At 54.4% G+C, this 14,493-nt stretch carries 11 protein-coding genes; 5 read left to right on the top strand and 6 right to left on the bottom strand.

Going from position 1 to position 14,493, the window contains the following annotated elements; genetic code table 11:
* The first annotated feature begins 521 nt into the window (after nt 1-521).
* Both ACQ4M4_RS06300 and ACQ4M4_RS06295 read left to right on the top strand, forming a co-directional pair.
* Nucleotides 522-2,720 (top strand): phosphoketolase, encoded by a 2,199-nt coding sequence (locus ACQ4M4_RS06300; protein WP_430683625.1) that lies wholly within the window; start codon nt 522-524, stop codon nt 2,718-2,720.
* Between the two features lie 17 nt (nt 2,721-2,737).
* Nucleotides 2,738-3,400, top strand: coding sequence for a DUF6962 family protein (locus ACQ4M4_RS06295; protein WP_430683624.1), 663 nt, complete (start codon nt 2,738-2,740; stop codon nt 3,398-3,400).
* A 157-nt stretch (nt 3,401-3,557) separates the two neighbouring features.
* On the opposite strand, the gene ACQ4M4_RS06290 is transcribed toward ACQ4M4_RS06295, so the two are convergent.
* From ACQ4M4_RS06290 to ACQ4M4_RS06280, 3 genes are all read right to left on the bottom strand, one after another.
* Nucleotides 3,558-5,114: an HlyD family efflux transporter periplasmic adaptor subunit gene (locus tag ACQ4M4_RS06290; protein ID WP_430683623.1), complete on the bottom strand. Its 1,557-nt coding sequence runs from the start codon at nt 5,112-5,114 to the stop codon at nt 3,558-3,560.
* 217 nt (nt 5,115-5,331) lie between these two features.
* Nucleotides 5,332-8,301 carry a peptidase domain-containing ABC transporter gene (locus ACQ4M4_RS06285; RefSeq protein ID WP_430683622.1) on the bottom strand — a complete coding sequence of 990 codons (2,970 nt, stop codon included), beginning with the start codon at nt 8,299-8,301 and terminating at the stop codon, nt 5,332-5,334.
* Complete coding sequence (locus ACQ4M4_RS06280) at nt 8,298-9,143, bottom strand: peptidylprolyl isomerase (RefSeq protein ID WP_430683621.1); 846 nt, start codon at nt 9,141-9,143, stop codon at nt 8,298-8,300. Before ACQ4M4_RS06280 ends, ACQ4M4_RS06285 begins: the two co-directional genes overlap by 4 nt.
* Nucleotides 9,144-9,267: 124 nt before the next feature.
* On the opposite strand from ACQ4M4_RS06280, the gene ACQ4M4_RS06275 reads away from it, so the two are divergent.
* A complete protein-coding gene (locus ACQ4M4_RS06275; protein WP_430683620.1) occupies nt 9,268-9,756 on the top strand; it encodes a hypothetical protein in 489 nt (162 codons plus the stop codon).
* Here ACQ4M4_RS06275 and chlG read toward each other — a convergent pair.
* The 3 genes from chlG to petP form a co-directional block, all read right to left on the bottom strand.
* Nucleotides 9,736-10,779, bottom strand: coding sequence for a chlorophyll synthase ChlG (chlG, locus tag ACQ4M4_RS06270; protein ID WP_430683619.1), 1,044 nt, complete (start codon nt 10,777-10,779; stop codon nt 9,736-9,738). The two genes, ACQ4M4_RS06275 and chlG, sit on opposite strands and share 21 nt — an antisense overlap.
* A gap of 348 nt (nt 10,780-11,127) precedes the next feature.
* Nucleotides 11,128-12,225, bottom strand: coding sequence for a Get3/ArsA fold putative tail anchor-mediating ATPase NosAFP (locus ACQ4M4_RS06265; protein WP_430683618.1), 1,098 nt, complete (start codon nt 12,223-12,225; stop codon nt 11,128-11,130).
* A gap of 233 nt (nt 12,226-12,458) precedes the next feature.
* Nucleotides 12,459-12,653 (bottom strand): cytochrome b6f subunit PetP, encoded by a 195-nt coding sequence (gene petP / locus ACQ4M4_RS06260; protein WP_430683617.1) that lies wholly within the window; start codon nt 12,651-12,653, stop codon nt 12,459-12,461.
* Between the two features lie 424 nt (nt 12,654-13,077).
* On the opposite strand from petP, the gene hisF reads away from it, so the two are divergent.
* Together hisF and ACQ4M4_RS06250 are read left to right on the top strand one after the other, a co-directional pair.
* Nucleotides 13,078-13,845, top strand: coding sequence for an imidazole glycerol phosphate synthase subunit HisF (gene hisF, locus ACQ4M4_RS06255; protein WP_430683616.1), 768 nt, complete (start codon nt 13,078-13,080; stop codon nt 13,843-13,845).
* Nucleotides 13,846-14,100: 255 nt separating this feature from the next.
* On the top strand, nt 14,101-14,430 hold the full coding sequence (locus ACQ4M4_RS06250) for a hypothetical protein (RefSeq protein ID WP_430683615.1): 330 nt from the start codon (nt 14,101-14,103) through the stop codon (nt 14,428-14,430).
* The last annotated feature ends 63 nt before the right edge of the window (nt 14,431-14,493 follow it).

The following is a 14,493-nucleotide window of genomic DNA, read 5'->3' as shown; positions in this document are numbered from 1 at the left end:
TGGTCTACGGTTTCATTCAACAGACCTCCTGCACAAATGGCTCTGTGAATGGCGTGACAAAGCCTAAAAAGCATGAGTTGCTGTACGGTGCCGCCGCGCAACAGTTCATGTGAGAGGCTTCATGCTGTAGCTTTTTCATACTTCGTCTTGGAATGGGAAATGGTTCGTGCCTGCTTGTGAAAGTGTTGGGGAGTACAGAAGCATGCGATCGCCATTGACTCATGAATCGCCATTCGCTGATGGCTCGTAAATTTGAGCGAGGTCATTCCGCACTCCAGCATCGCTTGCCATAACTGAAAGCATTACTATAAGCATGATTACAAGCCCAGCCATGATGGACGAATCCACCGCTGACAAGGGACGCGATCGCCTATAAACGAGCACGGCATGTGTATGCTGTATACAAAAAACCGTAGAGTTTTATAGATGGCATCGGGATTCAGGTGTACGATCGCCTGCCTCAAGGCGATAGGATGAATTGTTAAGATTTTTTTGTGTGTGCTAGCGAAGAGGTAGAGCAGATGACGGCTGTAACTGAGAAGATCCCAGCTTTTTGTGAGGGTATTCAATATTTTGGTGAACCGCTGCCCGAGTTTGACGCCCATGGCAAGGAGCCTGCGATTGCTTTGGGACAAAAAGCGATCGCCTCAGTGGATGATTCTGCTGCCGTATACCAAACTCTGCTCTATGCCGATGCGCTGCGTTATTTAACTGTTCAAATCTGCGGCAGCAAGGGATCTGGGCACCCCGGCGGGTTTGCCAGTCAGGCCGAAGCCTATGCTTCGTTGGTAATGCTAGGCCACAAAAATATTGTGACGGAGGTGGGCCACCACGCTCCTGGCTTCTACAGCGCCATGTTCCTCGATCGGTCGCTGGAGGCAATGGATATTTCGACGGTGCAGCAACTGCGCGATCGCTTTCGCGAGCGGCATGGGTTGTTGGGGCACCTGTCGGGACAAATTCCGGGATTGTTGGCTCCGGCGGGGCCATTGGGTCAGGGTCAGCACTTTGGCATGGCGGCCGCACTGCTCCACCGCGACACGCTATTCCCCTTCACCATTGGCGATGGGGGACTGGGCGAACCTTACATCATGAGTGCTTTTTCCCACTTCCATACGGCTTACCCTAGTGTGACCAACTTTCTGCCGGTGCTGGTGTGGAATGGCTACTCTCAGGAGCACCACAGCATGGTGTCGCTCAAAACCAATGAGCAGATGGTGGACTACTGGAAAGGCAACGGGTTTGAGCATGTGGTGCTGGTGGATGCTAAGGCATTTGATGACCAAGCTCAAGAGGGTGACTATGTAGATAGCACGGCCTTTTCGTTCCAGCAGCGGCTAGCCTTTACCCAAGCGGTGCTGGCAGGAGTGAGCGATGCGGCACAATCGGCCATGAGTGGTCAGCTCACAGTGTTTATCATTAAGCAGCTCAAGGGATCGGGGGTGCATGCGCTGGGAGCCAAGTCCCACAACCTGTATCCCAAAGACACCTTGGATGCGCCTCACATTATTTCGGCGTTGCAAACGCGTGCACTGTCGCCCCAGGCATGGGAAGTGGTGCGGGCCAACTGTGAGCGGGCTGCAGGTGGCCCTGCTGCTCAGATTGCCGTGACTGAATTTGAGCGATCGCTCCCCGATTTAGGCACATTGCCATTGGAGGAGTACGCCGTTGGTGGCGATCCCAAAGTTTCGACCACGGCAATGGGTGCGCTGGTGGGCTATGTGGGACAGCGCGATCGCGACTTTTTGGTGACCAATGCCGATGGCAACGAAGCCTCAGGCATTGGCAATATTAACCAGGCGCTCAAAATTATTCACCCCACTCCAGACGACACCTACAACCAATCACCCAATGGCCAAGTGTACGAACCCTTGAGCGAAGATGCCTGTGCTGGACTGGCCGCCGGCTTGGCCCTGATGGGATGCCGGACCCTTTGGTGTTCCTACGAATCCTTTGCCATTAATGGGCTACCTATTTGGCAAACGGTTACCCAGGCTATGGCCGAACTGCGTCGAGCTACGCCTGCCACGGTCACGCTGTTTACCGCTGGTGCGCTAGAGCAGGGCCGCAACGGCTGGACCCACCAGCGACCCGAGATTGAGGCCTACTTTGCCGCCATGATGCGCAACGGCAATGTGTTCCCCTTGTTCCCATCCGATGCCAACAGCATTCAGGTGTGCTACGAGTGGGCGCTCTCTGCCCAGAATAAGGGCGTGGTCATCACGGCCAGCAAGTCTGCCTTACCCATTCGCACTACGTTTGATCAAGCACGGCAAGCGTTACACGATGGGGCGATCGTGCTGGATCAGGCCAGTGGCAGCAAAACCGTTGTGTTTGCGGTGATTGGCGACATGGTTTTGGCTCCGGTGTATGCGGCTGCACAGCAGCTGGCGCAGCAGGGCATTGGCTACAAGATAGTGTCGGTGGTGAATCCCCGTCGTCTCTATCGTCCAACCGATGTAGCGTGGGAAATTTGCTCGAAGCCAGATGGCACCTTCCTGGAAGATGATGCTTTTGAGGCGATGTTTGGTGGCGATGTGCTGCTGGGTGTGACGGGCGGGGCGAGCGCCATGCTGGAACCCGTGATGCTGCGCTCAACCAGCAAGCGCGACACCTTTGCCTGGAAACGGGGCGAAACCACGGCCACCGCTGGCGAGCTGATGGGGCTAAATGGCATTACTGCTGAGGCCATTGCTGAACGAGCGATCGCGCTGCTGTAGTTGGCTGGCCAGTGAGCGTGCTGACGGAACCGTTTATTGCGCTGACGGACTATGCGATCGCTCTGGAAAGCGGGGCGTTTGCAGGTCTGTTGCTGAGGGCCTATGGGCGATCGCGCGGAGCGGGGCAAGGGTGGTGGGCAGCGGCCTTTGCCATGACGGCGATCGCTGCTGCCCTCGGCGGCACCAGCCATGGGTTTCAGCATGTGCTGTCTTCTAGCATCGTTTGGGTTCTGTGGCGCAGTACGCTGATTGCGATTGGCCTTGCCAGCGGGCTGATGCTGGTTGGCACGGTCGGTTCTGCTCTGCGATCGCCCTGGCATGTGATTGGCCTGGGCCTGATGACGGCGCTGCTGTGGGTTTATAGCCTGTGGGTTGTGCCCCGATGGAGCTTTACCGGGGCGATCGCCACCTATGGCAGCAGCATGGGCGTGATCATGCTGTGGCTCATCGTTGCGCCTTCTCCCACCGTTCGGGCGGCCCGCCGCGATTTGCTCATAGGCATCTTGGTTTCTGGCGTGGCCGCGATCGCGCTGCTAGTGCTGAATTTGCTGCGATCGCCTATTTCTGGGGATGGGGTGTATCACCTGATTCAAATGGTGGCGCTGGCTTTCTTTTACCGAGGTGCGCTACAGCTGAATGCGGCACCGCTGGATGCCGTAAACCCCAATTCCAGGGACTAGTCAAACCAAAAGTCCTGCGCGGAGCGCTGTTGGGCAGTCTGTGCAGCGCATCAAAAGGGCATTGGTGGCAGTACCACCAATGCCCTTTTGATTTCAGCGATGTCAGATGTCAGCAGTGATAGATATCGCTCGCAGCAGAGGTGGTGTTGTGCTTACCCTACCGCACCTGCTTCAAGCTATCGACGCCACGAGCAAACATTTCGGTAAAGATGCTCAGCACTGAGCGATCGCGCGTGATGATGTTGGTCGAAACCGACATCCCCGATTGCAGTGGAATCTCTTTCCCATTCACAAAAATTGTTTGCTGATCTAATTCCACTGTGGCAGGGAAGCGGTAAAACTGGTACACCTGGTCGGGTGGCAACGCGTCGGACCCAATGCGAGTGACGCGGCCTTTGATATCGCCAAACTGGCTAAACGGGAACGAGTCAATGCGCACGTCCACGGGCATTCCCTCTTCCACAAACCCGATGTCCTTGTTGGTGATGTAGACCTGAGCCTCCAAACCATCGGTTGGTACGATCTGAACGATCGGTTCGCTGGTATTGGCAACAAACCCGATTCCCTTGGCTTTTAGATCAAACACAATGCCATCAATGGGCGATCGCAGCTCTTGATAATCCAGCGTCAGGTTCGTTTGGCTGAGCTGGTTGTCAATTTCGGAGATGCGCTTCTCATTTTCCACAATCGATTTGTTGAGCTGGCTATCAATGTCGGCAATTTTTTCTTCATTGGCCGATAGCAACGTCAGCAAATCGTTATTGGTAACGGCGTTGGTGTTGGTCAAGCGCTGTTGAGCCTGGGCGATCGCCAGTTCCAGCCGTCCCTGCTCTTGCTCAAGCCGCGTTACATCGCCCCGTTTGCGAATGGCCTCTTGCTCCTGACGCATCACCTGAATTTGGGCAATACCGCCCTCATTCGCCAGCGGTGTAATCTTGTCCAGAATTTCCTGGTCAATCGCCAGAGACTCACGCGCCACCGCCAGCTGATCGTTGTTTTGCACAAGCTGCTGCTGAAGCTGCGCTACCTCTAGCCGCGCCGCCGAAGCCCGCGAATCGGCCTCTAGCTGACCAATCTGAAAGCGTGCCGTCTCATCTGCCGACAGGCCAGCCCCCGGTGCCAACCCCAACCGCGCACGATAGAGCTGATTCTCCCGCAGTAAAGCCGCCCGGTTCGTTGTAAGGGCCAAAATCTGAGGCGGAATCACCGTCGGATTAACGGAGGCATCGGCCCCTGTCAGCTGGCTGCGATAAAACGCATTCTCTTGCTGCAACGAAGTGCGAATTTCTTCCAGCGACTTTTTCTGCGCTGCTGCTGCTGTCGGGTCAAACCGCATCAGCACGTCGCCCTCTTTTACCCGTTGCCCATCTTCCACCAAAATTTCGCGCACCACGCCATTCACCGGAGCCTGTACCGCCTGCACTGACTCCACAGGCTCTAGCTTGCCCTGAGCGGGCACCGCTTCCTCAATGCGGGCAAACGATGCCCACAACACCACAAACGAGGTTACTCCCACAATGCCCCACACAATCGCCCGCGACCAGGTCGGCGACTGCTGCATGATCACCGATTGGTCGTAGCCAATGGGAGCAGCTTGAGGAGGCTGGGCAGGTGACGGTTGGGTCGCAGGCATAGGCACGATCGCCGGAGTCTTACCGTTACCGTTGCCATTCGATGCACCGTTATGACCGTTATGGGTAATGCTGGATTTCATAGGTCTTACCATTAGGTAACAGTTGGGGAAGGGGCTAGGAGCTAGGGATTAGGGAGGGAGTGGGGAGTGGGAAATAGGGGAAGAGTTGGAAATAGAGCTTTGCGGTTCTTTATCAAGGTTTGGGCTTGCTTTCCACCGCAGGCGGAAGTTCTTTGGTTCAAACCTAGCCCCTAAATCCTAACCCCTAGCTCCTTCCCCACTCCTGACTCCCCATTCTCTACATCTGCGATTCTTGCTGCTGATACAAACAGTAGTATCGGCCTTTGAGCGACATGAGTTCGTCGTGTTTGCCCATTTCTACAACCGAGCCTTGATCCATCATAAGAATTAGGTCGGCGTTGCGGATGGTGCTGAGACGGTGGGTGATGAAGAAGACGGTGCGACCTCGGAAGGCTTCGGCCAGGTTGAGGCAAACGCGGCGCTCGGAGTCGTAGTCGAGGGCGCTGGTGGCTTCGTCCAAAATCAGCAGGCGGGGATTTTGCATGACGGTACGGGCGATCGCAATTCGTTGCCGTTGTCCGCCAGAGAGGGAGGCCCCTCGCTCACCCACGCGCGTGTTGTAGCCGTTGGGTAAGCCCATGATAAAGTCGTGAGCCGCCGCAACTTTGGCCGCTTCGATGATTTCCTCACCTGAGGCATCGGGCGCATTCAGGGCAATGTTCTCCTGAATGGTGCCGTCAAACAGGAGCGTATCCTGAGGCACGATGCCGATTTGCTGACGCAGCGAGTACAGTTCCACCTTGGAAATATCGTACCCATCGATGAGGATACGGCCCATTTCTACGTCATATAGACGGGGCAATAGCTTCATTAAGGTACTCTTACCAGAACCGCTCTGGCCCACAATGCCGATAAAGGAACCGGGCTCAAACTCGATGCTCACGTTGTTGAGCTGGAGTGGACCGCTGGGGTTGAACCGGAAAGAGACGTTCTCGTACTTGACGGAGCCTTTGACCGCAGGCATGGGAATGTTGAGGCGATCTTGCTCATCTGCCTCGGGAGCAGAGTCCACAATGTCGCTCAGTCGCTCAATGGATAGGCCCACTTCCTGGAAGTTTTGCCAGAGCTGGGCGAGGCGCAGCAGCGGGCTGGTGACGTAGCCCGCAATGATGCGAAAGGCGATGAGCTGACCCAAGGTGAGTTCTTGCTGGAGGACGAGATACGCCCCAACCCACAGTACCAATAAGCCCGAAAGCTGGTTGAGGAAGGTACTGGCCGACCCGGCGGTGGTGGAAGTCAGTACGGTTTTGAAGCCAGCGCTGACGTAGCGGGCATAGCGATCTTGCCATTGCCAGCGCGATCGCAGCTCCAGGTTTTGCGCCTTGACAGTTTGAATGCCACCCACCACTTCCACCAGATAGGACTGGGTTTCGGCATTGCGCTCGGCCTTGGCACGTAGCTGGTTACGGATGATGGGCGATGCTACCACGGCCAGAACAACAAACAGCGGAATCGTTGCCAATGCAACCAGCGTGAGCTGCCAGCTGTAGATGAACATCACAATGATGTAAATCACAGAAAATACCGCATCCAGCACCACCGTTAGCGCTGTACCCGTGAGGAAACTGCGAATATTTTCCAGCTCGTTAATGCGGGTAGCCAGTTCACCCACGGGCCGCTTTTCAAAGTAGCGCAGGGGCAACCGTAGCAGGTGGTCGATAATTTCTGACCCAAGGGCCATATCGATGCGGTTGGTGGTGTCTACAAACAAGTACGTTCGCAGGGCTCCCAGTACCGCTTCAAAGACGGCAATCACCAGCAGAAAGACGCCCAGCACTTGCAGCGTTTCAATGCTGTTTTGCACAATCACCTTGTCGATGATCACCTGAATCATCAACGGGTTGGCCAGGGCAAACAGCTGCACAAAGAATGAGGCAACGAAAACCTCAATCAAGACGCGCTTGTGTTTTTGAATGGCGGGCCAAAACCAGGACAGGCCAAAACGCTTTTGCGGGGTTTGTTTGTTGGCCCGCAGCAGCAGCACTTCGCCCTGTTCGCCCCAACTGTTGGCAAACTGCTCAGCCGTTAGGGTGACGATGCCCTCGTCGGGAACCGCCATCACCATTTCTTTTTCGCTGGCGCGGTAGACTACGGCGAGTTTGTTTTGCCATTTGACCAGCGCTGGAACTTCCAGTCGGGCGATCGCGTGGGATGGAATGGCCACGAGTTGAGCCGTCAAGCCAATCAGCTCTGCGACAGCACCGCACAAATCCATGCCCAGGCCCCCGGTGCGCTCCATTTGGCTCACCAGGACGCGCCGCACAATATCTCGCCGGAAGGGAATGTTGAAATGCTGACACAGCATTTGAAAACAGGCGATCGCCCCTTCTAGCTCATTGCGACCGCGCACAAAAGGATAGCGCTGAGTGCTGCCCCCTTCGATAGGGCGTATCCACTCGGGTGGGCGCTCTGGTGCTGTGGGAATCTCAATTTCTGCCGGAGCCTCGCCATCCATCGTAGGCACCATGCTGCTGACCAGCTCGGTGGTATGGGCTGTTACCAGGGGCAAGCCAATCAGCCGAGCGGGCTCATCTCCTAGCACCTCAACTTCCATCAGTGCCGTGCTGGGGTAGAGGCGGCTGCCGACGGCAAAGCCGGGAATATTGCCACTGCTGACCAGCCACATGTACTCGGTTGACAGGCGAGACAAATCGGCAAAACCTGTGCGCAGCGGGCGGACTTCGGCTCGGGGGTAGGATTGCAGCGTCAACTCTTTGAGATCGGCGTTGCCATCGGCCTGGCGATTCAGCTCTTCGCCCAGTAGGTCAAACGCTTCGACCAAGCCACAGCGATGAGAAAAGGCATCGCGGATGACGGGCTCCTGCTGCAACATTGCCAAAAAGTCGTCGGCTTCAATCACCAAACACACGGTTTCGACCGAGGCCATCACCGTTTCGCAGGGAATGCCACGCAGCAGGCTGACCCAGCCAATCACCGCACCGGGCCGCATTAGTTCGAGCGTGACCGGGCGCTTGGTGCGGGGATCGTACCCTAGCTGGCGGCCCTGACCCTGATACACCACGGCAATTTGTCCAGGAATGCGATCGCGCACCACAATGGCCTGCCCCATGCGGTAGCGCAGCAGCTTAAACCGCTCTGACCATTTGTTCATGGCCTCGGGCGAGAGTTGGTCAAACGGAGAGACCGTTGCCAAAAATTCTTGAATTACATCGCGAGTGTAGGTCATGGCTCTGTCGTTGAGGGGGCTGAAACTGCGATCGCGTCGTCGGATGGGTCAGGTGCCGTCTCGCTGGGCATGTCGGGTTCACTGGGCAGAGTGGCACTGGTGGGCTGAAGGTTAATGCTGCCAACTTGTTCTTCAATCCATGTGTTGAACAATTCGTTGAGCAAGCGCCGCCGCATGGGGTCATCCATTTGGGCGGGAATAAACCGCTCCAACCGCACAATCACCACCCACTCGCCAATGCGGGTGGGTGGCCACAGTTGCTTGGGCTGGCTGACAGACAGCATTTGCGCCAGGGTTGGATGGGGCACGCTCAGCTCGACTGGGCCAATCAGTCCATCGGTTTGGGCTTCTGGACCTTGAGAGTAGGTGCGGGCTAGCTCTGCAAACGATTGCTCGGTTTCTAGCGCTCGAAAGTACAGCTCTTGGGCAATGCCCATGTCTTGAGTGCGAATCAGGGAGTAAATCACCTTATCCAACTGGCCTTTACGGCTGAGGAAGTAGGATTCTAGCTTTGGCCCCCACGTTGCTTCCTTAAATACTTCGATGCGGGCTGTACGCGTTGCCAACGCATTAAGGCGCTGAGGGGCAATGCCGTAACGCCGCAGCCAAGCTTGCAAGGTGGCATCAGAGTTGATTTGATGCTGCACAAAAAACTGCTCACGGGCCGAGGCTTCATCTTCTTCCGATAGGGGAGATTTCCCCAAGCTTGCTTCCCATTGAGCGATCGCCTCGTCAATGACCAATTCTCGCAACAGTTGAGGCAGCATTTGATACCCCGAGATGAGGTTCATCAGCTCATCCGAGTCAACTTGCCGATTCCCAATCTGCAACACTACTGCCATTTCGCTCCGTTCAATGTTGAGTACACCCGTTCAGTCTGCCCAGCCTAGGCGAGCAACTGCTATTCATTTTGAAAGGTTAATTGTGTTTAACACACCCCAAGCCAATACGTATCCACCCTAAATTATGGATTTTCCGTACGAGAATGCAGAAAATGATTACAAAAATTACAGGCTTGATACAAATATGCATGCCGATGCCGTGAGCCCGATCGCCATTCATCATCGCGGGTTGCCCCTGCGAAAAATTGAAATCATAATCAGAAGTTTCGGCTTTAGGCAGGGAGTAAACGCCCACTTGGGTAGGCTCTGCCAAAACGACGCTATCGATTTTTCAGCCGGATCAGCTATAGTTACGCAGCGTTGGGGAACTTTTCCGGACACTCTGGCGACCCGATACGGCAGCGATCGCCCAAAGCTTGCCCTACAACTGCTCGCCGCTACCCAACATTTCTCCCACTTAATTTCTCGCCATCATTTTCTCTCGGGCTGTCGATATGTTGCGGGATTCCATGGCGATCGCTCTACAGTCGCTCAAACAAAAGAGGCTGAAAGTGCGACACTCTCAACCTCTTCATCCAGATGTTGTGGACAATTAGACGCCAGCGTGGCCTAGCGCTAGGGCCGTGACCAACATGCCCAATACCAAAAAGGGCTGAGCGCTGGCCTGATATTTCACATCATTCTTCAGTGGGTCTCGCAGGAAGTACATGTCCTGGAAGGTGATTTGGGGAATGATGAGCAGGATCAAAATGATGGCATACAGATTTTGGTGAATGCCCATCAAATAAGCTGCAACCCCTGCTTGGAACACATCAATCATCAACACGCAAATCCAAGCAGCAGTGGTGACACCAAACATGACGGGCAGCGAATTCAGCCCCAACTGGCGATCGCCCTCGACGCTCTTAAAGTCGTTGACAATGGCAATGCCCAACCCCGACAGGCTGTAGAACAGAGTGAGCAGCACAATCGTGGCATTTAAGTCACCAAACAGTGCATGACCAGCCCACCACGGCAGCGCAATATAGCTTGCACCCAGCGCATAGTTGCCCAACCAGCCGTTTTTCTTGAGCTTGAGCGGTGGTGCAGAGTAAATATAGGATAGGAAAGAGCCGCCGATCGCCAACACCGTCAGCGTGGGGAACTCATGGCCAGCCCACCGATCCAGGCCATAGGCCACGGCAATCCCCGCCAACAGCAGCACCAAAATTTGCGTCACTACTTGGGGAATGGAAATGGCCCCCGATGGAATAGGACGGTAGGGTTCGTTAATCGCATCAATTTCGCGATCGTAAAAGTCGTTAATGGTTTGCGTGTAGCCTGCCAGCAGCGGCCCCGACATCAACATACAGGCAGCGGCAATCAGCACATGCTCCAGCGACCAACGGTAACCGCCTCCCGATGCAGCCCCACATACCACGCCCCAAATGAGGGGAATCCAGGTGATGGGCTTCATCAGCTGTAGGCGAATTTTCCAAATATTGGTTTCACCGGACTGTGCGCCTTTCATGCCCAGCATTTGCCGGGTTTTGGCGCTGCGATTGTCAGCCACAGCGACTTCCGTTTTCACGTCTGATTGAATTTCTAACTCTGAACTGAGATTCGACTCGGACGATGGTGTGGTTGACTCTGTCATGGCACAAACTATTTATTTTCCCGTTCAACAAACCCTGTTCTATTGTGAGGCGAACTGGCCCCAATTCCAAAGCGCACCACGAAAAATTCGTTCCCCTTGGTCTCGATCGGCTTCGCGTCAATCTCCTGAGTTAGCGCTACCGAATTGAGCTGAGAGAATGTCTGAAAAGCACCTAAAGCCCATGTATTGCCCTCTTCCCTTGTCTTCCACTCTCCCAAATTTGGACGAGGGGAAAGGATTTGCAGCTCCCCCAAACTTGGGAGCAGGGGCTGGGGGATGAGGGCTATTTTTCAACTTCTCAAACATCCTGTGAATCACGAGATTGACGTGGCTAGGGAACCCCAACGCTTAAAACGAAATGATCAGGTAGCCATCTTGAAATTTAGCTCCGGTGACTTGCTTGCCTTTAAGTTCGGGCGGTAAGGGGATATTGTGCCGCTGATCGCCCACTTCGACGGTGACTTCGGGGCCGTATTGGGTGAGTTTCACCTCTTTTTTGTCGAACCATGGGAGGAATAGAGCGACCTTTTTCTCGGCCACGTTGACGGCCATGGGACGGGGCGCAGGTTCGGGTTGGGCAAAGTTGGGCAGGGCATCGATAATGGGCTGCCAGTCTTGCCCAGAGTAGCGAGGCACGGTGCTAATGGGCAATGGCGCAAACTCGGCGGAAACGGCGCTGGCCTCGTGAGCCTGGTTGACAATGACACCGCCTACCGTGAGGTTGATTTGCTGAGCGCTACCCCACAAATATTTTGCAGTGGCGATCGCCGGTTCATCCTCTGTGGTGACCACGTAGGCCATCACCCGTTGGGGATTGGCAACAGCCGCTTTGCCCTGTTCCAGCAGTCCGGTTGCTTCTTGGGCGGCGGGTTGGCTAAACAGATCACCCGACCAGTTCACATTCAGCACGGCAGCCGCCACGGGTTGAATAAACGGCGACACAGCTCGATAAAAATCGGAATCGGTGAATACGGTACGAAATCGGCGGGCATACCAGCTAGCAATTTCGGGCATTCCCAACATGCGCAGGGTGGTTTGATCGCCATCGCCATCGTACACAATGACATCGTAGCGATCGCTGCCATCGTATTCTCGCAACGCATTCAGCGCCAAAGCGGTATCCATTCCCGGCAAAATGCCCAACTCTTGACCAAACACCCCTTTTAGAAAAGGACTGCGAAGGTACTTCGCTTCCTGTGCTTTCAGCTCTTCCCAGGCGCGCTCCAGCAGCACGGTAGACTGCAACTGCACCACATCTAAATTGGGAGAAATTTGTTGGGGATCGGCGCTGAGAGCTGCACCAACCATGAATCCAAAGGCGGGACTGCCATCCTGCCCCGCTAGCAATACCCGCTTGCCTTGAGCGGCGAGCTTTTTGGCAGCGGCGATCGCAATGGTGGTGCGTCCGGTGCCACCTTTTCCAAGAAACGTTAGTATCAGGCTCATATCTAGTTCTATTCGCTGCCTCTATTTTACGAACCTTTCATGGAGGACGCGATCGCCCAAAGGGCTTGCCCATGGGATTTTGCTTCTGCGGCTCCTTTTGATCGATTGCCTTGACATTCTTGTCGTCTATCGCAGAGCGGTGCTATGACCACCTTGCTAAAGCAAAGGCGGTAGACAAAACTACTGAAACCGTTCTTGTCTACCGCCCCACAAGGTTCTTAGAAAGAATAGATTTAAGCGATCGCTTCCAACTCGTCTTCAAAAAACCAAGTTGTAAATTTGTCATCAAACTGAACAACCGCTCCAACGCCGCTGCCGTCCGTCATTTTGAAGCCTTTAATCACGCCCGTCTTACCAAGCTGCTTTACCACCTCGGCTGGTGCACGATCTCTTAGCCGACGAACCCGAACCTTTTGACCGATATCCATCTCCCCTCCCAGGATCAGACAAACAATATGCCAGTGTATCAGCGTATTGACCCTGTTTTTTGCTATTTCTGGGTAATGTTCTAGACATGTGGATGTGTGTGGTAGAAGGGCGGTGGAGCCGTCCTTCTACCACACACATCCACAACTGTGAAGCACAACCCTATTTCTGTACGAGATGGTTTTGCTCAACGAAGCGGCAGGTAGACCGTGTGCCAGCCACAAAAACAACGAGGTGAGATAGGAGAACCCCAAATTGGGTGAGTTGACCAATCGCAGGGTGCAACGTTTTACAGAGATGTGGGCATTTTGCTACCCTAACGGGTTGTAGCGGTTGGGTATCGCCAGGTTTGTGTGCCTTAGCCAATTGCCCAATCCCTCCCTTCTCTTCAAGTCACTGACCTCCTAAACTGTTGTCGATTTTTTTATGCTTGCCAAACGAATTTTGCCCTGTCTCGATGTTAAAGCGGGCCGCGTTGTCAAAGGAGTCAACTTCGTTGATCTCAAAGATGCTGGCGACCCAGTGGAGATGGCGCAAATTTACAATGAAGCCGGGGCAGATGAGTTGGTGTTTTTGGACATTACCGCCACTCACGAAGACCGCGACATTATCTATGACGTGGTGTATCGCACAGCAGAGCAGGTGTTTATTCCTCTTACGGTGGGTGGGGGGATCAGTTCCTTAGAAACGATTAAGAAATTGTTACGGGCTGGAGCCGATAAGGTCAGCATTAACTCGTCGGCGGTGCGAGAGCCAGATTTCATTAACCGGGCGAGCGATCGCTTTGGGGCGCAGTGCATTGTGGTGGCGATTGATGCGCGGCGCCGCACCGACCCCACCAATCCCGGTTGGGATGTGTTTGTGCGGGGTGGAAGAGAAAATACTGGGCTGGATGCGATCGCCTGGGCGACTGAAGTTGCAGAGCGCGGCGCGGGTGAACTGTTGCTTACCAGTATGGATGCTGACGGAACTCAGGCGGGGTACGACCTGGAACTAACCCGGGCGATCGCTGAGCGAGTGCAAATTCCCGTGATTGCCTCAGGTGGAGCAGGAAACTGCCAGCACATTCATGAAGCTTTGACCGAAGGCAAAGCCGAAGCTGCCCTGTTGGCCTCTTTGTTGCACTATGGCCACCTCACCGTTTCAACGATTAAAGATTATTTGACCGAGCATCAGGTTTTGGTGCGGCGATAACTCCAGGACTTGTTAGCCCCGCTCTTTAGCCCTGATCTTAGTAACTCCCGAGCTTAATCACTCTAGAACCCAGTGCAGGCTTCGATATGAAGTTCTGTACAGAGAATCCGTAAACAATTGGATCCCTAAATCGGCTCATCCACAGGCCAAAAGCCAACCGACTGAAGATTTTGCACAAGTTGCGGATTCTCATCCCACTCTTCTGAGGAACTGTTACAATGTGAAATATTACAATTCATTACGTCGTATTTAAGAATGTTCTTTATCTTGTTCATCGTCATCGTCCTAGTGGCCTGGGCGCTTCATCTGATGGAGCAGGCGATGAATCGTAAGGAATTCTCGCTGATGCTGGCAGGTTTTTTGGTATCGGTTGCTGCGGCAGGTTTGGTAGCTGTGTATTTTTTGATGGGCCACTTTGTTGGCTACATGGATCAAATGGCGGCTCGGGCAGAGCTAGCAGAGCAATATTACGAATCGACTGGGTTTTACTTTCCGCCTGAGCTTGTTGTTGAAACTCGGGTTGAATCTGAGTCTGCACCGTCTGCTTTCAACGTTTACGAATCGGCCGTTTCGGTTCATCCGTAAGCAAGCCGATTTTTCTAAGTCTTCTTTTCCCTAAGAAGGATGTTCATTTTGTCGGTCCATCTC

The sequence above is a fragment of the Leptolyngbya sp. AN02str genome, from assembly GCF_050565595.1.
Lineage (GTDB): Bacteria > Cyanobacteriota > Cyanobacteriia > Elainellales > Elainellaceae > Kaiparowitsia.
The sequence above is the reverse complement of the archived record's forward strand: the minus strand, read 5'-3'. Positions and strand labels throughout refer to the sequence as shown.

Coding starts and splice junctions, on each gene's coding strand:
- ACQ4M4_RS06300 (WP_430683625.1), top strand. CDS start 522: ATGACGGCTGTAACTGAGAAGATCCCAGCTTTTTGTGAGGGTATTCAA.
- ACQ4M4_RS06290 (WP_430683623.1), bottom strand. CDS start 5,114: ATGAAATCCAGCATTACCCATAACGGTCATAACGGTGCATCGAATGGC.
- ACQ4M4_RS06285 (WP_430683622.1), bottom strand. CDS start 8,301: ATGACCTACACTCGCGATGTAATTCAAGAATTTTTGGCAACGGTCTCT.
- ACQ4M4_RS06280 (WP_430683621.1), bottom strand. CDS start 9,143: ATGGCAGTAGTGTTGCAGATTGGGAATCGGCAAGTTGACTCGGATGAG.
- ACQ4M4_RS06275 (WP_430683620.1), top strand. CDS start 9,268: ATGGATTTTCCGTACGAGAATGCAGAAAATGATTACAAAAATTACAGG.
- chlG (WP_430683619.1), bottom strand. CDS start 10,779: ATGACAGAGTCAACCACACCATCGTCCGAGTCGAATCTCAGTTCAGAG.
- ACQ4M4_RS06265 (WP_430683618.1), bottom strand. CDS start 12,225: ATGAGCCTGATACTAACGTTTCTTGGAAAAGGTGGCACCGGACGCACC.
- petP (WP_430683617.1), bottom strand. CDS start 12,653: ATGGATATCGGTCAAAAGGTTCGGGTTCGTCGGCTAAGAGATCGTGCA.
- hisF (WP_430683616.1), top strand. CDS start 13,078: ATGCTTGCCAAACGAATTTTGCCCTGTCTCGATGTTAAAGCGGGCCGC.
- ACQ4M4_RS06250 (WP_430683615.1), top strand. CDS start 14,101: ATGTTCTTTATCTTGTTCATCGTCATCGTCCTAGTGGCCTGGGCGCTT.